We start from the raw sequence: 21,208 nt of genomic DNA, 5'->3' as shown, positions 1-21,208 counted from the left end.
GTGCACTGGCTCGGGCGCACCTTCCTCTACCGGGACGATTACATCCCCGCCTTGCAGGGCCTGCGCGGCGCGGCGGCGCTGTGGTTCTTCCACTGGAGCTTCTACGCCCAGTTCGACCCGGCCAAGCTCTCGCGCATAACCGAGGGCAAGCCCTGGCTGGCTTCGGCCTTGGACGCGGTTCGCTACGCCCTGGCCCCTGGCGAGCTGGCCCCGGTGGTGGCCGGGCTGCTGTGCGGCTTCCTGCTCACCTGGAAGCAGTCCGGCAGGGACGCGCCGCTCGCCCGCCTGTGGAGCGCTTTCGCGCGCATATACAGCGTCTATCTGGTCGCGATCCTGCCTACCGTCAGCTATTCCGGACTGGACTTGCGCGCCGTGGGCAATATCCTGATCTTTCTGGACGCCCCCCCGGGCTTTCCGCCGTTCACTTCCTTCCTGGGCGTGATCCTGGCCTACAAACTCCTGGTTTTCGCCTCCAGCGCGGCGGAAGCCCTCGCCTCGGACCGGCATCGGACCATGGTCAAGGCCGCGTTCACCGTCGCGGAGCTGGCGCTGCTCTTCGGGACCAATTACCCGTGGGGATTCACCCTGGCGCTGCTGGTGTCCCGCACGGGTTGGCACGTCCTGAAAGACGGCGAGCTGAAAGGGAAATTCGCCTACCCGGGCCTGCTGCTGCTGGCTGGCGCAGGTGTGGCGCTCCTGCCGCTTCCGCTGCCGGTGCGGGCCTTTTTGGCCATGGCTATCCTGGCGCACGCGCCAACGGACATCTCGCGCCTGACCACCCGGGCCACGCGCCTGCTCTCGCATCCGCTGCTGCGCTATTTCGGCGCGGTGGCCCTGCCCTTCTTCCTGATTCACACCACCTGGGGGTTCAGGCTGTCGCGCTCCATCCTCCAGGGGGAGCTGCACTCCGTGCAGGCCATCGCCTCGCACTACGCCCTGAGCCTCATCTTCTCCGCCGTGTTCGCCGGGTTCCTGCACGTATTTTTCGAGCGCCCCCGGTTTTTGCAAAACTTGCGAAACGGGCCGTCAGCGGCTATCAAGCCTTCGTCCGCCATCCAAGGAGCATCCTCATGACTTTCACCCCGGATCAGGCCGCCAAGGTGGCCACGCTGGCGCGCCTTCGGCTGCCGGAATCCGAACTGGAACGCCTGGCCGCCCAGATGGGCGACATCCTCTCCTACATGGACACGCTGGCCTCCTGCGAAACCGAAGGAGTCGAGCCGCTCTACAGCCCCGTGGAGCACCCCACGCCGCTGCGCATGGACGTGGCCATGAAGACCTGCGAGCGCGCCGACATCCTGGCCGGAGCGCCCGACACCGACGGCCGCTTCTTCGTCGTCCCCAAGATCGTCTCCGGGTAAGGATTCAGATAATGTCCGACATCACCTCGCTTACGCTCACCGACCTGCGTGCCAGACTGGCCGCCAAGGATATTACCGTCACCCAGGCCGTGTCCGCCTGCCTGGACCGCATCCGGGCCACCGAGCCCGCCGTGGACGCCCTGCTCTCCGTGCAGGCCGAGGCCGCCCTGGCCCAGGCCGCCGAGATGGACGCCAAAGGCCCCGGCCCGGACGCCTCCCTGTGGGGCGTGCCCATCGTGGTCAAGGACGCCATCTGCACCAAGGGCGTGACCACCACCTGCGGCTCCAAAATCCTTGAGAATTTCGTCCCCTTCTATGACGCCACCTGCGTGGACCGCCTGAAAAAGGCCGGGGCCGTGATCCTGGGCAAGGCCAACATGGACGAGTTCGCCATGGGCTCCTCCACCGAGAACTCGGCCTACAAGCCCACCCGCAACCCCTGGGACGTGAGCAAGGTCCCCGGCGGCTCCAGCGGCGGCTCCGGGGCCACCGTGGCCGCGCGCCAGTGCTTCGCGGCCCTGGGCACCGACACCGGCGGCTCCATCCGCCTGCCTGCCTCTTTCTGCGGCGTCACCGGCATCAAGCCCACCTACGGGCGCGTGTCGCGCTACGGGCTGGTGGCCTACGGCTCGAGCCTGGACCAGATCGGCCCCATGGCCCGCACCCCCGCCGACTGCGCCGCCATGCTCCAGGCCATGGCCGGGCACGACCCCAAGGACTCCACCTCCGCCCCGCGCTTCGTGCCGGACTTCGTGGCCGAGACCGCCGCCCGCACGGACCTCAAGGGGCTGCGCCTGGGCATGCCCGAGGAATACTGGGGCGAGGGCCTGGCCCCCGAGGTGCGCGAGTGCTGCCAGGGAGCCATCGAGGCCGCCAAGGCTCTGGGCGCGCAGGTGGTTCCGGTGAAGCTGCCGCACACGAAATTCGCCATCGCCACCTACTACATAGTGGCCATGGCCGAGGCCAGCTCCAACCTGGCGCGCTTCGACGGCGTGCGCTACGGCTACCGCCACCCCGAAGCCAAGGACCTGCGCGACCTCTACGAGATGTCGCGCTCGCACGGCTTCGGTGAGGAGGTCCAGCGCCGCATCGTGCTTGGCACCTACGTGCTGTCGGCCGGGTATTACGACGCCTACTACCGCAAGGCTGCCCAGGTGCGCCGCCTGATCAAGCAGGACTTCCTGGACGCCTTCGAGGCCTGCGACGTGATCGTGGGGCCGACCTCGCCGTTTACGGCCTTCGGCCTGGGCGAGAAGACCGGCGACCCGCTCCAGATGTACCTTGCCGATATCTTTACCATCTCGCTGAACCTGTCGGGGCTGCCTGGGCTGTCCATGCCTGTTGGCCTGGGCAAGGAGAGCGGGCTTCCCGTGGGCTTGCAGATGTTCGGCAGGGCCTGGGACGAGGCGACGATCCTGGGCGCGGCCAACGCGCTTTCCGGAGCGGTCGGGGAGTTGGGGGAGCCGAAGGGAATCGAAAAGTAAGAGTTTCAGATGCCTCCGGCGGCCAAAGGAACAAGTTCCTTTGGAATCCTTTATAGCTTCGCGTCCATCAGCGTTCACCCTGATGGGCGCGAAGCCTGTTGAGGGTCCAGGGGAATGATCCTCTTTGGGCCCCTGGCGGGTGCAGGCCCGGTGCATCCTGACCCTGCCTGGGTGCGGGGCGCAGCCCCGCCAATCATCACCTCAGCAACCGGGAGTTCCTCGTGCTGCAAAGCGCCTTCGGTCTGTGCGTCCTGGTCTTTCTGGCCTGGCTACTAAGCGTAAACCGCAGGCGCTTCCCCTGGCGCATGCTGCTCGGCGGCGTGGCGCTCCAGTTCGCCATCGCGGGCCTCATGCTGAAAGTCCCGGTGTTCTCCGGCGTGTTCATGGCGCTGAACAAGATCGTCCTGGCCATGGAGGACGCCACCCGCGCGGGCACGACCTTCGTGTTCGGCTACGTGGGCGGCGGCCCCCTGCCCTTTGCCGAGCCCCGGCCCGGTGCGGGCTTCATCCTGGCCTTTCAGGCCTTGCCGCTGGTCATCGTCATCGCGGCCCTCACCTCGCTGTTCTACTACTGGCGCATCCTGCCCCGCGTGGTTCGCGGCTTCTCCTGGGTGCTGCAAAAGAGCCTGGGCATCGGCGGGGCGCTTGGCGTCGGCGCGGCGGGCAACGTGCTCCTGGGCATGATCGAGGCGCCGCTGCTGATTAGGCCCTATCTTGTCCAGATGACCCGCAGCGAACTGTTCGCCCTCATGGCCACCGGCCTATCCTGCATCGCAGGGACCATGCTCATGCTCTACGCCGCCGTGCTTGGCGGCGTCATCCCGGACGCGCTGGGCCACATCCTGACGGCGTCCGTCATCCACGCTCCTGCTGCCCTGGCCATCGCGGCGGTCATGCTGCCTGAGACCCAAACCCCGACGCTGGGCCAGGACATCCCGCCCTCTCCGGCCACCGGAGCCATGGACGCCGTGGCGCGCGGCACCTGGGACGGCCTGCAGCTGCTCCTGAACATCGTCGCCATGCTCATCGCCTTCATCGCCCTGGTGAAGCTCGTGAACATCGGGCTGGACCTCTTTCCCCACGCCGGAGGCGCGCCGCTCACCCTGCAGCGGGTGCTGGGCTGGCTGCTGGCCCCTGTTGCCTGGCTGTTGGGCGTTCCCTGGCAGGAGGCCCAGACCGCCGGGAGCCTGCTTGGCACCAAGGTCGTCCTGAACGAGTTCATCGCCTTCATCGACATGGCCAACCTGCCATCAGGCGCGCTGGGTGAGCGCACCCGGCTCATCCTGGCCTACGCCATGTGCAGCTTCGCCAACTTCGGCAGCGTGGGCATCCTGATCGGCGGCATCGGCGCGCTGTGCCCGGAGCGGCGCACCGAGATCGCCGAATTGTCCATGCGCGCCCTGGCCGCAGGCTTCATCGCCTCCCTCATGACCGGCACCGTGGTCGGAGTGCTCTTCCCGTAACGCCGCGTTCGTGAAAACCATGAACATGGTTTTCACGAACAAAACATATGGTTCTCTTGGTTTGGGTTCATATCTTGTGTGAACGCCAGCTGAGCTCGCCATGCTGGCCAGGAAAATCGAAAGCCCCCCTTCGCGGCAATGGTGTTCGGGAATTTTTCGTGCTAGATCGAACCCATGCTGCTAGGCATAGACGTGGGGGGCACGCACACGGACGCCGTTCTTGTGGGGACGGATGGTCTGAAAGCCTGGGCCAAGGCCAAGACGAACCACGCGGACCTGATGTCGTCCATCCGCGAGGTTCTGGGCTTGATCGTGCCCAAGGCCCAGGGTGCGCCCATCACCCGCCTGAACCTGTCCACCACCCTGTCCACCAACGCCATCGTCGAGGGCCGCACCGAGCCTGTGGGCGTGTTCGTGGCCTCGGGGCCGGGCATCGACGCGCGCGCCTACGCCGTGGGCCAGCACTTCCGCATCATCCCCGGAGCCACCGACCACCGGGGCCGCGTCACCTCCCCCCTGGACGAGGCCGTTGCCCGCCAGCACGCCGCCCACTGCAAGGACGCCGGAATCAGCGTGTACGCCTGCGTGGGCAAGTTCTCGCCGCGCAATCCGGATTTCGAGGAGGCGCTTCGCGCGGTAGTGCATCCGCAGGCTGACTTCGTCAGCTGCGGGCACGAATTTTCCGGCCAGCTTGGCTTCGGGCGGCGCATCCACACCGCCGCCTACAACGCCTCGGTCTGGCGGGTGTTCAACCGCTTCGCGGACGCCGTGCAGCGCTGCGCCCTGGAGTTCGGCCTGAGCGCCCAGGTGAACATCCTCAAGGCCGACGGCGGCACCATGCCGCTCTCCATGTCGCGCACCTTTCCCGTGGAGTCCATCCTGTCCGGCCCGGCCGCCTCGGTCATGGGCATCATCGCCGTGTGCGACATCGCCCAGGACTCGGTCATCCTGGACATCGGCGGCACCACCACCGACATCGCCCTCTTCGCCGACGGCGCGCCGCTCATCGAGCCGGAAGGCGCGGTCATCTCCGGGCTGCCCACCCTGGTGCGCGCCCTCAAGAGCCGCTCCATCGGCATCGGGGGCGACTCGGCAATCACCGTGCTGGAGGGCCAGGTCCGCGTCGGCCCGCGCAGGCTCGGCCCCTGCATGGCCGAGGGAGGGCAGCACCCCACCCTCACCGACGCGCTGAACGTGCTGGGCGCAGCCGAATTGGGCGACGTTTCCGCCTCGCGCCGTGGCCTGAACGAGATGGCCGCCAGACACGGCACGGACGGGCGCACCCTGGCCCAGGACGCTGCCCTGGCCGCCGTCACCTCCATCCGCGCCGCAGTCATCGACCTGACCCGCGCCGTGAACGACCGCCCCGTCTACACCATCTACGAGCTTCTTGACGGCAAGCGCCTGATCCCGCGCACCGTGTACGTGATGGGCGGCCCGGCCCAGGCCATTGCAGGGCTCCTGGCCGAATCCTTCCCCGAAGACGTGGTCGTGCCGGAGAGCTACGCCGTGGCCAACGCCATCGGCGCGGCCCTGTCGCGCCCGACCCTCTCGGCAGAACTTTTCGCCGACACCCAGCGCGGGCGCATGCTCATCCCCGGCCTTGACGTGGAAGAGGAGATCGACGCCGACTACGACCTCGCACAGGCCCAGGACGACGCCGCCCGCTTCCTGCGCGGGCATCTGGACAACGCCAGCATCCACGACCCGGATGCCCTGGTGGAGACCGTTGAGGCCCAGTCCTTCAACATGGTGGAGGACAGCGCCCTGGTTGGCCGCTCCATCCGCGTGAAGTGCCAGATCAAGCCCGGAGTGCTCCCGGGATTCCGCAAGGCGGTGTGCTGCAAATGCTGAAAGCCGCGAATCCCCTCGGCGTGGTGTTCTTCCCGGCCTACGACTGGGCCATCAGCCCCACGCACCCCGAGCGCCAGGAGCGCCTGCTCTACACCCAGGACCAGCTGCGCGAGGAAGGCCTCTTCGACATCGAAGGCATCCGCGAATACAAGCCGGACGTGGCCAAGGCCCACGATGTGGATCTTGCGCACTTCACCTTTCCCGAAGTGGAGGAGGTGCTCACCTCCTCGCACCTGATCTCCGCCGGCGGAGCCATGCGCGCCGCCCGGCTGGTGATGGAGCACGAGGCCAAGCGCGCCTTCGCCCTGGTGCGCCCTCCCGGACACCACGCCATGAAGGTGGTGCACGGCACGCGCGGCTTCTGCACCGTGAACATCGAGGCCGTGATGGTGGAATACCTGCGCGAGCGCTACGGCGTGCGCCGCATCGCCATCGTGGACACCGACTGCCACCACGGAGACGGCACCCAGGACATCTACTGGAACGACCCGGACGTGCTGTTCATCTCCATCCACCAGGACGGTCGCACCATCTACCCCGGCTCCGGCTTCCCCTACGAACTGGGCGGGCCGACAGCCATGGGAGCGACCTGCAACATCCCGCTTTTGCCCGGCACCGGCGACCAGGGCATCCTGCACATGCTGGACTCCGTGGTTTTGCCGCTGCTGGACCGCTTCCAGCCGGAAATCATCATCAACTCCGCCGGGCAGGACAACCACTTTTCCGACCCCATCACCAACATGTCCTTCTCCGCCCAGGGCTACGCGGAGCTGACCCGCCGCCTGAACGCGCACATCGCCGTGCTGGAAGGCGGCTACTCCATCCAGGGCGCGCTGCCCTACGTGAACCTGGGCATCTGCCTGGCCATGGCCGGGGTGGACGCCTCCAGCGTCACCGAGCCCGACTACGACCCCGAGCGCGTCAAGCAGGAGCAGCGCATCACCGACTACACCGCCTCGCTCTCCGACCAGCTCCTCGCCTATTTCCTGGACCCGCCCAAACTCCCCAAGCACGGCCGCGTGGAAGGGGAATGGTTCATCCGCGACAAGGAAATCCACTACGACACCGACGGCATCTTCGAACGTCAGGTGGAAAAGGTCCACCTGTGCGGGCAGTGCTCCGGCACGGTGGTCATCGAGAGCCGCGCCGGGTCCGGGCCGCAGTGCCTGGGGGTGCAGATTCCCCTGAACGCCTGCAACGCCTGCCGCGAAAAAGGGCACGAGGCCTTCGAGATGGGGCAGCGCTCCAGGAATTTCAGGCGGGCCATGCTGGTGGACAGACCGGGGAAGAGTGTGAAGAGGGTGCTGATTTAAGAGAAGACGACGCTGGGGCTTCGCCCCAGACCCCACCAGGGCTCTGCCCTGGACCCGCCAGGGGGATGATCCCCCTGGACCCTCAACGGGCTTCGCGTAAAGGCTCGTCTCTATGGGAATAGCCCCCTTTGAAAGCCTGAAGCGCGCAAAGCCGCGCTTCGGGCCGTGTTGTCTTGAAGCCGGTGTATTCGGCGAGCCGGATGCACCGTCCCAAGGCCGCAATGCTGCAAGAAGAATAGCCAACATGGCACGTCTGGGCTATTCTGCGCGCCATGAAAGCCCCAACGTTTCTCCCTGTGTGGACCATCGCCGCGCCGATCGCCGCGTGGGTTCTCTTCGCAGGCCTGAGTCTCGGCCTGGGAGGCGCGTATCAGATCCTCCTGGCAGCCGGGATGCTCGGCAGCGTGCTGGCTGGCGTGCATCACGCCGAAGTCGTGGCGCACAGGGTTGGCGAACCCTTCGGCACCCTGGTGCTGGCCGTGGCGGTCACGGTCATCGAGGTCGCGCTCATCGTCTCGCTGATGCTGGCGGGCGGTCCCGAGACCACGGCCCTGGCACGCGACACCGTGTTCGCGGCGGTGATGATCATCCTGAACGCCATCGTCGGGCTCTGCCTGCTGGTGGGCGGGGTTCGGTTCGGCGAACAGTGTTTCGGCCTCTACGGCGTGAGCGCCGCGCTGACCACCCTGGTCGCCATTTCCGTGCTGACGCTCATCCTGCCCAACTACACGACCAGCGTGCTCGGCCCCATGTACAGCGACAGCCAGCTGATCTTCATCGCGGTGGTCTCACTGGTGCTCTACGGCACCTTCGTGCTGGTGCAGGCCGTGCGGCACAGGGACTACTTCCTGCCCGAGGACGGGGAAGGCGACGAGGAGAAACATGCACCTCCGCCGCCGACGCGCATCGCGCTCACCAGCCTGGGCCTCTTGGTCATCTGTCTTGCGGCTGTTGTCCTGCTGGCAAAGGCCCTGGCTCCGGGCATCGAAGCCGGGGTTGCCGCCATGGGAGCGCCGAAAACACTAGTGGGCATCATCATCGCGGGAGTCGTGCTGCTGCCCGAAGGCCTCTCAGCCGTTCAGGCCGCCAGAGCCAACCGCCTCCAGACCAGCCTGAACCTGGCGCTGGGGTCCGCACTGGCCAGCATCGGCCTGACCATCCCGGCGGTTGCCCTGGTGTCCATGTACACCGGCATGACCCTGACGCTCGGGATCGACATGAAGTCCACCGTGCTGTTCCTGCTCTCGCTCTTTGTCTCCGTGCTCTCGCTGGCCACGGGTCGCACCACCATCCTCCAGGGCGTGGTGCTCCTGATGGTCTTCGCCGTGTACCTGCTCACGTCCATCATCCCCTAGAACACCCCTCAATAAACAAACGGGAGACGCGCCTTCGCGCGTCTCCCGAAATTCTCCCATACGTTCGCACCATCGCGCGAAGCCCACTGAGGGTCCAGGGGGATCATCCCCCTGGCGGGAGAGTCCAGAGAGGGCAGCGCCCTCTCTGGCCGCCGGAGGCCTCTTCTCTTATCTCACGCACTCGCAGATGCTCTGGGGCAGCGTCGTGGGCGTCACGGACAGCAGCCGGATGATGGGCTGGTTGCCGTCGAACACGTAGTTCACCTGAATACGCTTCACGCCGAGCGAGCCGAGCATGTCCTTCTGTCCGGGGAAGTCGTCCGGCGTATAGGTCTTGGAGCCGCCGTTGCGGAAGTCCTTGAGGAACAGCGCGAAGCCGTTCACGCCCGGGTAGGTCTTGGAGATGGTGAGGTCGTTGAAGGTGATGGTCACGATGGTGTCGCCGCAGCCGTCGGACTTCCACTTGAACGAGGCGGAGTCCAGGAAGTTGTAGTTGGCGAGGGTCTGCTGCTGGTTGCCGCAGTTGAGCGTCAGCGTGGTCAGATAGGGTTTCTGGCGCGCCTCGGGGTTCACGGTGGTGGGCACGGTCTTGACGATCACGTCGTATTCCGGCTGCACCTCCTGCACTTCCTGCCCGCCTTCGTCCAGGAAGGTGAGGAAGTTGCGGTGGATGGGGAACGTGACGCGCATCCAGCTCTTGGCGGCCCAGCCCCTGATCTCGCGGGTGAGGAACGGCTTGGCCGGGCCGTTCACGAACTTCCAGACCAGCCCGTCCTTCTTGTCGAACAGGGCGGCGCGATACTTGGCCTGGGGCAGCCCGGCGGCTTCGGCCAGCACGCGGCTCTCCCAGAGGCGTTGCAGCTCGCAGGAGGCCTGCTCCGTGGCAAAGAGCACGAAGAAGGCCAGAGGCCCGCTGACCACCTGGCTGAAGGCGTCCGATGTGGCCCCGATGGATGCTCCGAGCAGCGCGTTCATGCCCATGAGCGCGGCCTCGGCGGCCTGGGCCGGAGACTTCGCGGAAGGCCCGGCAGCGGGAGCCGCTGCGTCGCCAGAACCTCCCGCAGAACCGCCCCCACCTCCCCCAGATCCTCCCATTGTGGAGCCCACGAACTGATACGCCGCCTCAGGCGTGGCCACGCCCGGAATCATGTCGGTCAGGGCCTTCTGGTATTCCTGCAGCTTGCCGGTGGCGGCCAGGAGGTTCTCGAACTGCCTGGATTCGCGCGGGTCCACGTCACCCGCCACGCGTTGCAGGGTCACGTCGATCTTTTCCTTGCCCTTCTCCAGGAGCGGCTCGTTCTTGATCTGGGACCTGGCCTGCTCCATGACGATGTGGAAGCGCCGGACCTCGCCTGCCCAGGCGGGCTCGCTGGAGGTCTTCTTGAGGGCCTCCAGGTCCTTGGCCATGCGCTCCAGCATGGCGAAATAGGGGCTGGCGAAGGTGGGCATGCGCGCGGCCATCTTGCGCTTGTCGGTGTCGTCCAGCAGGAAGCCGTAGCCCGCGTGGAAGCCCAGGGCGAACTGGTTCCAGGAGAGGTAGTACTGGTTGGTGTACCAACTCCAGAAGGCGTCGATCTTGTTCTGGAAGGCCTTGGGGTTGTCCACGGCCTGGTCGAATTCCTTGATGAAGCCCTCGATGGCCTTCTTGCCTTCCGCCGTGTAGCCCGCCGGGACGAAGGCGTCCTGCCCGGAGACCTGGCCCACGCCGCCCCAGAAGTCATTGAGCGTGACCGGATGCAGGTAGGGCCTGGTGTTGGCCCAGTCCACCAGCCACTGCATCTGCCCGTCCTTGAGGGAGGCCAGGCGGGTGAGGCGCACCTTGAAGTCGGCCAGATGCTGGGCCAGGGTTTCGTCCCAGGGCTGCCAGTAGAGGTAGTCCAGGTAGCAGTCGTTGAAGAAGGGGGCCAGCTCGGGCACCAGCTTGGGGTCCACCTGGGTGAGCACGGCGTCGGGATAGGCGGGGATCTTGCGCATCTCCTCCAGGGAGGCCCCGCGCTGCTTGGCCTTCAAAAGCTCGATGCGCCAGACCATGTGGCCGATGTACATACCGATGGCCGTCTCCGAGGCGCGGTTGTCCAGGGCGTCCACGGAGGCGCGCATGGAGGCGTCCAGGGGCTTGAGCACCTGTTCGCGGAAGAGGTTCGAGTAGGCGGTCTTGACCCTGGCCTCTCCGGAGAGGCTCTGGGTCAGGCCCATGCGCGGCAGGAACCAGTCGTTGTTGACGGTCTCCATGCGGATGACCTGGCGGCGGAACTGGTCCACGGCCAGGAGCTTGGAGTCCATGGCTCCGGTCAGCTCCGGCAGGGCGGAAAATTCGGAGGAGATCACCCGCAGGGCGCGATCGTTATGGGTGTAGGAGAGGGTCAGGAGTCCGGCCATGCAGAACATGAGGAACAGCCAGGCCACCACGCCCGCGAAGCGCGTCTTGGAGCGCCAGCGCAGGAACTCCAGCATCGGCGTGAACAGGTTGCGGTCCATGGGTAAAAAGCGCGAGAACACGTCGTGCAGGAAGGCTCCCCGGTCGGTGGCTGCGCGCTCGGAGAGCTGCGCGGCCACGTCGGTCAGGTCCTCGGCCATCACGTGGGCCGGGCCTTCCTGACGGGCGCTGGAAAAGAACACGCCCCGAAACAGCGGCGTCTCCAGGTAGGGATTGTCCGCGAACAGCGCCCCGGTGAACACCTTGAGCTTCGCGCCCAGGCGGGCCATCTCGTCGGGCAGCATGAGGTAGGCCGGGTCCATGGAGGCGGGATCGCAGGGCAGCAGCAGGCGCAGGTCCTTAAGCCGCGACACCACGCGGGCCAGGCCCTCCTCCAGGCCGTTCACGGCCGGGAGCAGCGTGTTCTCGTTCAGCGCGCCCATGGCCTGGAGCAATTCGTCGTTGCCAAGCTGGTCCACAAGTCCGTTCATGCCAAGTATCTGGTCCATCTTGGTGACCAGCACGAACACCGGGAACTTGGCCCCGATGACCCGCATCAGCTCGTTGACGCGCCGACGCAGGCTCACGGCGTAGTCCACCAGCGCCTCGTCGGAAGAGTCGGCGGCCTTGTCGGCGGATATCACCAGCACCAGCCCGTTCAAAGGCTCCTTGCGCCGGTGTTTGACCAACAGGGACAGGAAACGTTCCCACTCCTCGCGGTCGCGGGCCTCGTCCTGGGGGATGGCGTAGCGCCCGGCGGTGTCCAGGATGACGGCATCGTCCGCGAACCAGAAGTCCACGTTGCGCGTGGGCGAGGGCTGGCGGTCCTGCCCGACGTCAGTGAGGATGGAGGCAAGCTTGGCCCGGCGAAGCGCCAGGGACTTGCCCGAGCCGGTCTCGCCCATCACCAGGAACCAGGGCTTCACATAGATGGGGTCGCCCTGCTGGCGCAGTTGCGAGCCGCGCAGGATCTCCACCGCGCGGGCGAAGCGGTCTTCCACGTCGCGCAGCAGCCGGGCCTTCTCGCCCTGGGCAGCCGAGATGGAGGCAGTGTCCTGTTCCACCACGCGCTTGACGAAGCTGCGTTCCTGGCGGCGGAACCACCAGCGCCTGAAGAACACCGCGCCCACGATGAGCCCGGCCACGCCGCAGCCGATGGCCGCTGCGGCCCAATTGGGCCAGCCGCGCCACTGGGCCAGATACCAGGCTCCGACGCCGATGGCCGCGAACAGGAGCAGCCATAGGAAGATTTTCAGGACGATGAGCAGGATATTCTTCATTGCGGCCTACGGACCGCCCAGGAAGCCCTTGAGCGCCCCGGACAGGATGAAACTGTACGCGTAAAACATGACCGCGACCCCAAGGATGGGAAGGCCGATCACCACCATGTCCACCCAGTCCATGCCGCGCCAGAACCTGCGGCGCGGCTTGACCGGGGCCTGGGCCGGATACAGGCCGGGGAACAGGCGCGCGGCCGGGTCGCGCCCGTAGTGGGCCGTGGCGCCAAGCGCCGTGGTCACCACCTTCTTGCGCAGCGAATGGAGCGCCGCCTGATCGTCGGGATGGAAATATTTGCCCTGGAAGCCGAGCATCAGCGTCAGCCCGTAGACCTCCAGCACGCCGCGCACCCCAAGGCCCGTGTCCGTGTCGTCTGCCAGGGCCTGAAACGGCGCGCCCGCCTTTGGCAGCCTGCAACTCCCGCCTCCGTCATCCGCGGCGCCGTCTCCGGAATCGGCGGATTCCCCGCCAGCGCCGGGTGCGTCAGGCCCGAAGGACAGCTCCTCCACGGTCGCTTTCCCGCTCGAGACAGGCGACGGCGAAAAGCTGAAGTCCTGCGCCGTCTTGGCCAGAAGATTGTCCAGGCGCTCGAAATACTCGTCGCCCGCGTTCACGGTGTTGTACACCGTGCGCTGCAGGGGCTGGTGCAGCCAGGAGGCCTTGCCCTCCCACTGGGAGCCCAGGATCATCTCATCCATCCAGGCGCACACGGCGAAACGCGCGTCCTGGAACTCGGAGGCCGCCACGCCCAGCGTCTTGGCCATGTGGCCCGAAGCGTTCAGGAGTTCCTCCACCTTGGCGCGCACCACGTCGAACTGCGGGAAGGCCTGCGGCTTTCGCGCCACGTCCAGGACGTAGGTGACGGCCTCGATGAAGCAGTCGGCCAGACGCACTTATTTGCCCCTCAGCACGGCCAGATGCACGGCAAGGTCCTCGGGCGGATTGTCCCAGAACATGGCCAGGGACTTGTTGCGCGCCACGTCCATCCACAGCGGGTTGGAGCTGTCCAGCAGGAAGTAGTGGGTGCCGGAGCGCTTGGGCAGCCCGGCGGGGGGATTCTTGGAGTAGGTCAGGGGCACGCCCGGCACGGCCTTGACCAGAAGTGTGGCCATGAGCGGCGTGGCGCACAGCTTCACCGTGGAGAGCACCATCTGGGGCACGGCCTCCGGGGCCTGCTCGGTGCGCACGATGAGCCAGAAGCGGTTGGTGGGGCTGAACACGCGCTCGGGGATCTCGGCGGTGTAGTAGCTGTCCTTCTTCTGCAGGGCCACCAGGAGCTCGATGGACGTGCCGATGCCCTCGATCATGCGCTCGATCAGGCGGCGCGTCTTGGTGAAGCACTCCGTCAGGTTTTCGTGGTCGTAGTCGGGCACCAGCTTTTCGCCGTCGAAGCGCTCGCCCGTGGCTCCGAAGTCCTCCGCGAAGGTGGATAGCTCGCCCAGGAACTGCCGGAACACCCCGTACACGTCCCACGGATGGACGTTTCTGGCCTCCACGTAGTGGCGCAGGAGCGGCACGTAGCGGTTGAGCGTCATGAGCGCCATGAGAAAGACCATATAGCCGGGGTCGAACTCCTTGGAGGTCAGCTCGCCGCGCATCTTGTAGTCTTCCAGGGCGCGCGCCCGCGAGGACACCAGGTCGGCCACGTCGTTCACCAGCTTCTCCAGCGCCTGGCTGGAGCCGATGCTCAGGCAGGGCGGGATGAAATCCGGGTCATAGGAGATCTTGTCGCCCTCGCGCACCACGCGCGCGAAGGGCACCAGCACGTACTCGCCCAGGTTGGGAAGCTCATGCTCGAAATAGATGGCCACCGCGAACTGCATGGTCTTCACCTGGGCGGGAGGCCCGCCCGCGTGCATGTCCGGCATGGTGTCCGGGTCGGCCTTGGTGACGAACGTGGTGGACGGCTGGCCCGTAAGGCTCAGCTCCGGCAGCACCGTGACGTTGTTGCCCTCGGGGTTCAGGCGTCGCACGCCCATGTACACGGTGACGGGCTTGTCTGATTCGAGCGCCGCGTCGTCCAGGGAGCGCGAGGCCATCACGCCGTTGCCCGGATAGCTGACGAACGCGCCCTCGTGGAAGAGCACCTCCACCGAGGACACCTCCACCTTCCTGGCGGCCAAGGCGTCCTCGCGCATCTGGATTGCGCCGATGCCCCAGAAATGGCGCTGGGAATAGCGCGTGAACAGCATGGCCTTGCGGTGCTGGTGCCAGTCCATCAGCTGGAAATGCTGCGGCGTCAAAAAAAGGCCCTGATGCCAGAAAAGCGGCGACTGCGCGCTCACGAGCCGTCTCCCATGGTCTGCACGCCGGTCTTGCCCAGAAGAATCTTCTTGGAGAGCTTGCCGGGCTGGTAGGTCGTCTCTTTCCACCACAGCCAGCCCGAGGTGTCGGAGCTGACCGGAATCTCATACACCCTGGTGGCCGCCCCCAGGTTCAGGTCGTAGTAGCCGCAGGCGATGGCCACGAACTTGGCCTTCTCGTTGCGGTCCACGGTGAGCACCTCGTTGCGCCCCGGCTGCACGATCACCCGCTGAGCGCTGACCACGCTTTGATCAAAGGACGTGCATTCCAGCAGTTTGGAGATGCCCGGCGCGGTGGCCGCCAGCTGCTGGAACGCCGTGGGCGTCTGCAACTGGTACACGCACACCGAGAGCGTGTGGGCCGCGCCCTCGTACTCGTTCAGGAAGGGGTCTGAGATGAAGGTGAACTCCAGCGCCTTGGGGGCGAACGCCCAGTTCATGGTCTGGGGGCTGGAGGAGGGATTTGTATATTGCGACGGGGGAGCGGACTTGCCGCCGCCACACCCCGACGCCAGAGCCAGCGCCGCGAGCGCCGCCAGTATCAACACCTTTCGCATCGAATCCTCCATGGCCTATACTGCAATGTTCGCTGGGCTGCGAAATGTCAAGCGACGACGGGAGTATACCGGGGCTTTGCCCCGGAACCGGAGTCGGACTCCGCCCGAACCCGCCAGGGGGATGATCCCCTGGACCCTCAGTTAGCTTCGCGTCGGGCATCCCTCGTGAGCAGAAGGCAGGGCTCAGCGCTTGGGCTGCCAGCCCTTGGCCATGCGCTCGGCCTGAGCCTTCTGCCGGGGCGTCAGTTTGGACGAGGCAAAATCGAGATTGCGCTTGGCGTCGGCGTTGCCCTGCTGCGCGGCCAGGGTCAGCCACATGTAGCCGCTCACCGGATTCTTCTTCACGCCCTGGCCCTCAAAATATCTGACCCCCAGGTCATTCTGGGCGTCTGCGTCGCCCTGCTCGGCGGCGCGCGCAAGCCACTTGGCCGCCTCGGCCTGATTCTGCTTCACGCCGATGCCCTTGGCGTTCAGCACGGCGAAATCGTACTGGGCCTGAGCGCTGCCTCTCGCTGCCGCCAGTGCGTACCAGTGCGCTGACTGGGCCGCACTCTGCGCCACCCCGTGTCCTTTGCCGTACCACTGGGCCAGCGACAGCATGGACGGGATGTCGCCCTGGGCCGCCGCCTTCTCAAGCCAGACCGCAGCCTGGGCAGGGTCCTTTTGCACGCCGTTTCCCGTGTCGAACTTCACGGCCATGTTGTACTGCGCGTCCGGGTCGCCCTGCTCCGCCGCCTTCTGGTACCAGCGGGCGGCCTCCTGCGGATTGGAATGCACCCCCAGCCCCCGGTCGAACAACACGCCCACCTGGAACTGCGCGGGTGCGAACCCGGCGTTGGCGGCCATTTGCAGCCATTTGGCCGCCTCCTGCACGTTCACCGGGACGCCGCGCCCCGTGGCCATCATCATGCCAAGCTGATACTGCGCCTTGAAGTCGCCCTGCTCGGCGGCCTTTCTGTACCAGTGCTCGGCCTGGGCCAGGGTCGCCCCGGCGGCCTTGCCCCTGGCGTTCAGCTCCGCCAGAACGAACTGGGCGGCCACTTCGCCAAGCTCCGCCGAACGCCTGAAAGCATTCTCGGCCTCGGAGGGCGACGACGCCAGCCTGGGATTGCCGGTAAGAAGCATGCCCAGATGATACAGAGCCCTGGCGTTGTCCTGCTTGCCGGACAGGCGGAACCATTTCACGGCTTCTGCGGGATTGGCGGCCACATACTGGCCGAACTCGTACATCAGGCCCAGGTGATACTGCGCGGACGCGTCTCCAGCCTCTGCCTGGGGACGCAACTCTTTGAACGTGGCGGCGTGGTCGCCCCTATTATAGATGACTTCGGCGCTCTCTGCATGCAGCAGGCCGCACGGAGCCATCAGGCACGCGAAAAGCAGGAACGATGGTGCCAGTCTGAAGCGCGACATTGCCGCCACCTGATGTTTTCTGATTATCAAACGATGTTCCCTGTACTTCAGGATGCAGAATCCTTCAATACCTGCTTGATGCTTTTCGGCTCTCGGGCTAATGGACTGTTGCGCATGTGTATGGTCGCGGCAAGGACCAGCGCGCCGCGCGAAGGATGCCCCGCATGTTCGAGACAAAGGCCGCAGGATTCTCCCGCACCTTCTACCTCGCCGCCGTACTGATCTGGTCCGGTGCCGTGGCGCTCATGTTCATCACCGCCGTGTGGGGCGGCTTCTACGGCATGATGGACGCCATGATGGCCGGGCGCGAGGCAAAGCATCTGGCACAGACCCTGCCCGATCAGCCGCAGCAAGGCGCAACTTCCGCACCCCTGGCCCCCAATCCCTTCGAACAGCCCCAGACGCCGCAGTCGCCCACAAGCTGGACCGTGAACGAGATCGAAAAAGCACTCGCCGCGCTGGAACTGCGCACCGAAAAACTCGTCCAGAAGGAATTCGGGCCGGACAAACCCCAGCCGCCCACCTTCGCCGCAACGCCCCCCGTCGCCGCCACACCCGCCGTCCCTGAAGTCCGCCAGCAGATCAGACAGCCCGAACCCAAACGCGAACCCTCCGGCCCGCCGCTCATGCAGGGCGAACTGGGCGTGGTCAAAGGCGTCAAATACGAACCCGGCGACGGCCGCTTCCTCATGACCATCCAGACCACCGCGCCGCCGGACAAGGTCAGCTATTTCTACCTGGACAACCCAAGACGCCTCGCCGTGAACCTGCAAGGCGCATGGCGCAACACCGCGCCGCGAATCGCCGACTTCGCCACGGGCCCCATCGCAAAAGCCGCCGTGGGCGAGCACCCCGATTACGTGCGCGTCACGCTGCACTTCCGCGACCCCAACGCCCCCAAGCCCGCCGACCCGACCCTCACCAAGCTCAAAGACGCGCTCGGCGTGAGCTTGACCACGAAGTAAGAGAAGAAAAAGCGAAGATGCCTCCGGCGGCCAGGGGGATGATCCCCCTGGACCCTGCAATAAGCTTCGCGGGCAGCACCGTTACTGTTCTGATAGTTCGCGAGAAAGCCCTGAAGCGCGCAAAGCCGCGCTTCAGGGCTCTTCTATTGGAGAATCACTGCATTCGACGATTCCAAGAACACGTACTGGAACTCAGGGTTACGGATCCAGGTCGCAGAATTGGAGCTGTTATGCGGGTCGGAACTCAAGGTCGATGGGCAGAATCGGAACCCAGTACAGGAAAGCAAGATCGCAAGACCGGTATATAGATCTGTTTCAATGCCCAGAATCGAAGGTCAAAATCAGAACTCATGGTCGACATTCGGTGCCGAAACTCGTGTTCAGGGCCAGGGTGTATGCGTGGTCTGGGCCGGAGGCAGGTGGCTGGGAGTTGTCACGGTCGGGTTCTGGCGGGCGGGCGACGAATCGTCTTCACATCGGTTCTAGCCCGCCCGCCAGGACACGAACGGGACAGTCCCCAGCCACCTGCCGCCGACAACTCGCTCTCTCCCAAGCCATCACCCCAAACGCAACACACGCGCGCACGACGCGAAGCGAAGAGCCGGGTGCAGGGGAGGCTTCTCCCCTGCCGGGTCCAGGGCAGAGCCCTGGCGGGTCTGGGCGGAGCCCAGCATAGCCGACTAATTCCGAGCCTCCCACGCCTTGAGCAATCCAAAGCACCCTGTGAGCATCATGTCTCCCCCCGGAGCGGGAAACTCGGCCCCGGCGCCGACGTACTCGCGGCGCCTGGGCCCGATGACGAAGGTCTGGGCGAAATCGGCCTGCCGCTCCAGAAGCGCGCAGCCATGCCCGCCCGAATCGAACACTTCCTCGCAGGTGAGGTCCCCGGCGCGGAAGCGTTCCAACTGCGAGGCCAGCTCGCCTGGCTGGATCTGGCCGGTGTGATGCTCATAGACGGCGGCCAGCCTGCCCGCGTGAACAAGCAACCCCAGCACATGGCTGTTGCCCATGTTGACGATGAGCGCGCCGTCGCGGTTGATGCGCTGCTCCAAATCGGGTTCGAAGAGTACGCCAAGCGCGGCTGCCGGGCCGGTGTCCATGACGGGTCCGCCGCCGGTGGAATCCTGAAGCGCGGCGAGCCGGGTGAAGGGCTGGGGGACGACGTCGTAGAGCATGTCTTCGAGCCGGTGCGAGGGTTCGGCCAGGGCGTCCTCCCAGAGGCGGAAGCGCCCGATGCGGCTGGACTGTCCGGGATGATGGCCGTGGTCCTGCGCGCAGGCCAGGACGAGATCGGGCGGCTCGAGGCCGGACTGGGCCAGGAGCGCGTGCCAGAAGCCGGGGTCGTAATCGGCCAGGGCGACGGCGGTGTGGCCCTTGGGGCAGGTCTCGGAAAGGGTGATGCCGTGCCGGGAGAGCGACGGCGGGTCGTCGGAGAGGGCCAGGGCCGCTTGCGAATGCGCGGACACGGCGAGCCCGGCGCGCAGATGCTCGCGCACCGCACCGAAGAAGCCGCCGCCCATGTTGCGCCCGAAGAGGTGCAACGGACGGGCCTCGGCGGTGAGCTTGCGGATGCGCGCGGCCACCAGCTTGGCCGGGGAAGGCAGCACGAACTTGGGACAGTTTTCCAGGGAGCGGTCCGGCGTCCAGTACAGGACGTCCTGTGTGCCGCTGCCCACGTCAAGGCAGAGAATACGCATCAACGTCCTTTGGCGATGCCGTTCTTGAGGCTTGCCCCGGGCTCGACGTTGCGCATCACGCGGCGCACCAGGATGAACTCGGGGTCCGGGATGCGTGCAATGAGCTTGTTGGAGGCGTCGCGGACCTCAATGGCGCTCATGAGCGGTCGGAAGGCTTTGTTATCCCCGCTGAGCCCGAACTCGGCCACGTAGAACACCTGGGCGGCGTCGGAGTTGACGCCCAGGCTGACCGCATCGGCAGGAAGCTTCAAGGGCGCGCTGACCAGGGCCGTGCGAGAAGCGGCGGAGCCCTTGCCAAGCCATTTGGCAGGCCCGGAGAACCAGCGGTAGCGGGCGAAAGCCTCGGCCAGGGTCAGTTGGCTGTCCACCTTGGGGAAGGTGCCGTTCATGACGGCCTGGAGCACAGGGTCGTCAGCGGGAACGGCCACGGAGGCGTGTCGCGCCTGGCCCGCCAGAGGGGCCGTGCCTTCCGTTCCGGGTCCGGTGGGTTTGGCGAGCCACGCCACGCCGATGGACACGGTGCAGAGAGCTGCGATCAGCCAGAATATCCAGTCACGCGCGATGAGTTTGACGACCATGCCTTACTCCACGGGGCAAGGAAGGTTCTTGAACACGTAGCTGAATTCTCCGGTGCGGCGGTTGGCGTCGTAGTAGAACAGGATGTCCACCTCCTTGCCCACGTAGGAGAGCATCCCGCCTCCGGTCTTGACGGGCTTTCCGTGGCGCTTGGCCAGCTCGGCCGCCAGCGTGTCGAAGGCCTCGCGGCCATCCACTTCCATGTCCACGGTGAACAGCCGCTTGTACATGAACAGGTAGGAGAGGGTCTTGAGCGGCACGCCGTGCAGTCGCAGCTCGTCGCTTGGGCGCGTGCAGCGAAGCCCTTCCTCGGAGTCGAGCTGGCAGACGAAGGAGGCGTCGGGCTCGTATTCCTTGCCGAAGGGGATGCCCTTGAACTCGACGGGTTCGGCCTGCATGGCCGCGAGAGCCGGGCATGCCAGGAGGACGGCAAAGAGAGCGGCCTGAAGAACGGCCTGCGGAACGCACAGAAAAGGAAATCGTCTGGACATGGCAGTTCCTGTCAGCTCCACTCGCCCGCGAAGTTGGCGGCGGATTCCAGGCGGTACCCCTTCTCTTCCAGAGCGCTGCGCAGCGCCGTGTCGTCGGCTGCGTCCACGCGGATGACCACCATGCGCCTGCCGTTGTGGAAAAAGGTGCTGGTGGAGAGGATGCTCACGTCATGGGAGGAGATGACCTCGGCCACTTCGCGGATGACGCCCGCCCTGTCCTGCACCTCGAACACCAGGCGCGAGCCGCCAAGGGCCAGGCCCATTTCCTCGACCAGCACTTCCAGCATCACGGTGCGGTTGATGTAGCCGATGAGCTTGCCGCCACCGCCCACCACGGCCAGACCCGCCAGATTCTTGTCGTGCATGATCTGTGCGGCCTGCTCGATGTCCATCTCCGGCGGGACGGTGGTGATGTCTTTGCGCATCACGGCTTCCACAGTGAGCTTGGAGATAAGGTAGAGGGCTTCGTGGCGCTCCAGGGTGGAGAGCATGGAGGGCAGCGCGGCGCTCATGTCCTCGTGGCGCACGTAGCCCACGAGCTTGTCGCCGTCGGTGACCAGAAGCATCCAGTATTCTTCCTTTTCCAGGATCTTCTTGGCCTCAGCCAAGGACGTTTTGGGAGTAACGGGATGAAACCCCTTGAGCATTTTCAAACCGACGTACATGCGACCCTCCTGAGCCG

The 21,208-nt window shown here is 65.9% G+C and carries 17 protein-coding genes; 8 read left to right on the top strand and 9 right to left on the bottom strand.

Annotation, left to right across the window (positions count from 1 at the left end):
- The 7 genes from G453_RS0102095 (at nt 1) to G453_RS0102065 (ending at nt 8,830) form a co-directional block, all read left to right on the top strand.
- Nucleotides 1–1,074 (top strand): hypothetical protein, encoded by a 1,074-nt coding sequence (locus tag G453_RS0102095; protein ID WP_027189707.1) that lies wholly within the window; start codon nt 1–3, stop codon nt 1,072–1,074.
- Entirely contained in the window at nt 1,071–1,361 is a 291-nt protein-coding gene (gene gatC / locus G453_RS0102090) for an Asp-tRNA(Asn)/Glu-tRNA(Gln) amidotransferase subunit GatC (protein WP_027189706.1), read from the top strand. Before G453_RS0102095 ends, gatC begins: the two co-directional genes overlap by 4 nt.
- A gap of 11 nt (nt 1,362–1,372) precedes the next feature.
- Entirely contained in the window at nt 1,373–2,845 is a 1,473-nt protein-coding gene (gene gatA / locus G453_RS0102085; protein ID WP_027189705.1) for an Asp-tRNA(Asn)/Glu-tRNA(Gln) amidotransferase subunit GatA, read from the top strand.
- Between the two features lie 221 nt (nt 2,846–3,066).
- Nucleotides 3,067–4,308 (top strand): NupC/NupG family nucleoside CNT transporter, encoded by a 1,242-nt coding sequence (locus G453_RS0102080; RefSeq protein WP_027189704.1) that lies wholly within the window; start codon nt 3,067–3,069, stop codon nt 4,306–4,308.
- Nucleotides 4,309–4,482: 174 nt separating this feature from the next.
- Nucleotides 4,483–6,162 (top strand): hydantoinase/oxoprolinase family protein, encoded by a 1,680-nt coding sequence (locus tag G453_RS0102075; protein ID WP_027189703.1) that lies wholly within the window; start codon nt 4,483–4,485, stop codon nt 6,160–6,162.
- On the top strand, nt 6,156–7,475 hold the full coding sequence (locus G453_RS0102070) for a histone deacetylase family protein (RefSeq protein WP_027189702.1): 1,320 nt from the start codon (nt 6,156–6,158) through the stop codon (nt 7,473–7,475). The genes G453_RS0102075 and G453_RS0102070 overlap by 7 nt, the downstream gene beginning before the upstream one ends.
- Before the next feature lie 272 nt (nt 7,476–7,747).
- Nucleotides 7,748–8,830, top strand: coding sequence for a calcium:proton antiporter (locus G453_RS0102065; protein ID WP_027189701.1), 1,083 nt, complete (start codon nt 7,748–7,750; stop codon nt 8,828–8,830).
- 168 nt (nt 8,831–8,998) lie between these two features.
- Here the strand turns inward: G453_RS0102065 and G453_RS0102060 are convergent, their stop codons facing one another.
- The 5 genes from G453_RS0102060 to G453_RS21860 form a co-directional block, all read right to left on the bottom strand.
- Entirely contained in the window at nt 8,999–12,526 is a 3,528-nt protein-coding gene (locus G453_RS0102060; RefSeq protein ID WP_027189700.1) for a type VI secretion protein IcmF/TssM N-terminal domain-containing protein, read from the bottom strand.
- Between the two features lie 6 nt (nt 12,527–12,532).
- Nucleotides 12,533–13,417: a DotU family type IV/VI secretion system protein gene (locus G453_RS25900; protein ID WP_051271445.1), complete on the bottom strand. Its 885-nt coding sequence runs from the start codon at nt 13,415–13,417 to the stop codon at nt 12,533–12,535.
- Nucleotides 13,418–14,809, bottom strand: coding sequence for a type VI secretion system baseplate subunit TssK (gene tssK, locus G453_RS0102050; protein WP_027189699.1), 1,392 nt, complete (start codon nt 14,807–14,809; stop codon nt 13,418–13,420).
- The gene (gene tssJ / locus G453_RS0102045; RefSeq protein WP_027189698.1) at nt 14,806–15,384 is read right to left on the bottom strand and encodes a type VI secretion system lipoprotein TssJ; all 579 of its coding nucleotides are present in this window, start codon (nt 15,382–15,384) and stop codon (nt 14,806–14,808) included. Before tssJ ends, tssK begins: the two co-directional genes overlap by 4 nt.
- A gap of 183 nt (nt 15,385–15,567) precedes the next feature.
- Complete coding sequence (locus tag G453_RS21860) at nt 15,568–16,797, bottom strand: SEL1-like repeat protein (RefSeq protein WP_051271443.1); 1,230 nt, start codon at nt 16,795–16,797, stop codon at nt 15,568–15,570.
- Nucleotides 16,798–16,961: 164 nt separating this feature from the next.
- On the opposite strand from G453_RS21860, the gene G453_RS0102035 reads away from it, so the two are divergent.
- Nucleotides 16,962–17,762, top strand: a complete 801-nt coding sequence (locus G453_RS0102035; RefSeq protein WP_027189697.1) for an AMIN domain-containing protein — start codon at nt 16,962–16,964, stop codon at nt 17,760–17,762.
- Nucleotides 17,763–18,442: 680 nt separating this feature from the next.
- Here the strand turns inward: G453_RS0102035 and G453_RS0102030 are convergent.
- The 4 genes from G453_RS0102030 to G453_RS0102015 are packed head-to-tail and all read right to left on the bottom strand — an operon-like array spanning nt 18,443 to nt 21,191.
- Complete coding sequence (locus G453_RS0102030; RefSeq protein WP_027189696.1) at nt 18,443–19,459, bottom strand: DUF1786 domain-containing protein; 1,017 nt, start codon at nt 19,457–19,459, stop codon at nt 18,443–18,445.
- Nucleotides 19,459–20,037: a hypothetical protein gene (locus G453_RS0102025; protein ID WP_027189695.1), complete on the bottom strand. Its 579-nt coding sequence runs from the start codon at nt 20,035–20,037 to the stop codon at nt 19,459–19,461. The genes G453_RS0102030 and G453_RS0102025 overlap by 1 nt, the downstream gene beginning before the upstream one ends.
- Before the next feature lie 3 nt (nt 20,038–20,040).
- Complete coding sequence (locus G453_RS0102020; RefSeq protein WP_027189694.1) at nt 20,041–20,526, bottom strand: hypothetical protein; 486 nt, start codon at nt 20,524–20,526, stop codon at nt 20,041–20,043.
- A gap of 11 nt (nt 20,527–20,537) precedes the next feature.
- Nucleotides 20,538–21,191 carry a CBS domain-containing protein gene (locus tag G453_RS0102015; RefSeq protein ID WP_027189693.1) on the bottom strand — a complete coding sequence of 218 codons (654 nt, stop codon included), beginning with the start codon at nt 21,189–21,191 and terminating at the stop codon, nt 20,538–20,540.
- Nucleotides 21,192–21,208: the final 17 nt, after the last annotated feature.

Origin of the sequence: Fundidesulfovibrio putealis DSM 16056 (assembly GCF_000429325.1) — a bacterium.
In the GTDB taxonomy this organism is placed as follows: domain Bacteria; phylum Desulfobacterota; class Desulfovibrionia; order Desulfovibrionales; family Desulfovibrionaceae; genus Fundidesulfovibrio; species Fundidesulfovibrio putealis.
Note: the sequence above shows the minus strand (reverse complement) of the source record. Positions and strands in the feature narration are given on the sequence as shown.

Excerpts from the sequence above, each read along its gene's own strand:
- gatC (WP_027189706.1), top strand. The coding sequence starts at position 1,071 with ATGACTTTCACCCCGGATCAGGCCGCCAAGGTGGCCACGCTGGCGCGC.
- gatA (WP_027189705.1), top strand. The coding sequence starts at position 1,373 with ATGTCCGACATCACCTCGCTTACGCTCACCGACCTGCGTGCCAGACTG.
- G453_RS0102075 (WP_027189703.1), top strand. The coding sequence starts at position 4,483 with ATGCTGCTAGGCATAGACGTGGGGGGCACGCACACGGACGCCGTTCTT.
- G453_RS0102070 (WP_027189702.1), top strand. The coding sequence starts at position 6,156 with ATGCTGAAAGCCGCGAATCCCCTCGGCGTGGTGTTCTTCCCGGCCTAC.
- G453_RS0102065 (WP_027189701.1), top strand. The coding sequence starts at position 7,748 with ATGAAAGCCCCAACGTTTCTCCCTGTGTGGACCATCGCCGCGCCGATC.
- G453_RS0102060 (WP_027189700.1), bottom strand. The coding sequence starts at position 12,526 with ATGAAGAATATCCTGCTCATCGTCCTGAAAATCTTCCTATGGCTGCTC.
- tssJ (WP_027189698.1), bottom strand. The coding sequence starts at position 15,384 with ATGCGAAAGGTGTTGATACTGGCGGCGCTCGCGGCGCTGGCTCTGGCG.
- G453_RS21860 (WP_051271443.1), bottom strand. The coding sequence starts at position 16,797 with ATGTCGCGCTTCAGACTGGCACCATCGTTCCTGCTTTTCGCGTGCCTG.
- G453_RS0102035 (WP_027189697.1), top strand. The coding sequence starts at position 16,962 with ATGTTCGAGACAAAGGCCGCAGGATTCTCCCGCACCTTCTACCTCGCC.
- G453_RS0102030 (WP_027189696.1), bottom strand. The coding sequence starts at position 19,459 with ATGCGTATTCTCTGCCTTGACGTGGGCAGCGGCACACAGGACGTCCTG.
- G453_RS0102025 (WP_027189695.1), bottom strand. The coding sequence starts at position 20,037 with ATGGTCGTCAAACTCATCGCGCGTGACTGGATATTCTGGCTGATCGCA.
- G453_RS0102020 (WP_027189694.1), bottom strand. The coding sequence starts at position 20,526 with ATGTCCAGACGATTTCCTTTTCTGTGCGTTCCGCAGGCCGTTCTTCAG.
- G453_RS0102015 (WP_027189693.1), bottom strand. The coding sequence starts at position 21,191 with ATGTACGTCGGTTTGAAAATGCTCAAGGGGTTTCATCCCGTTACTCCC.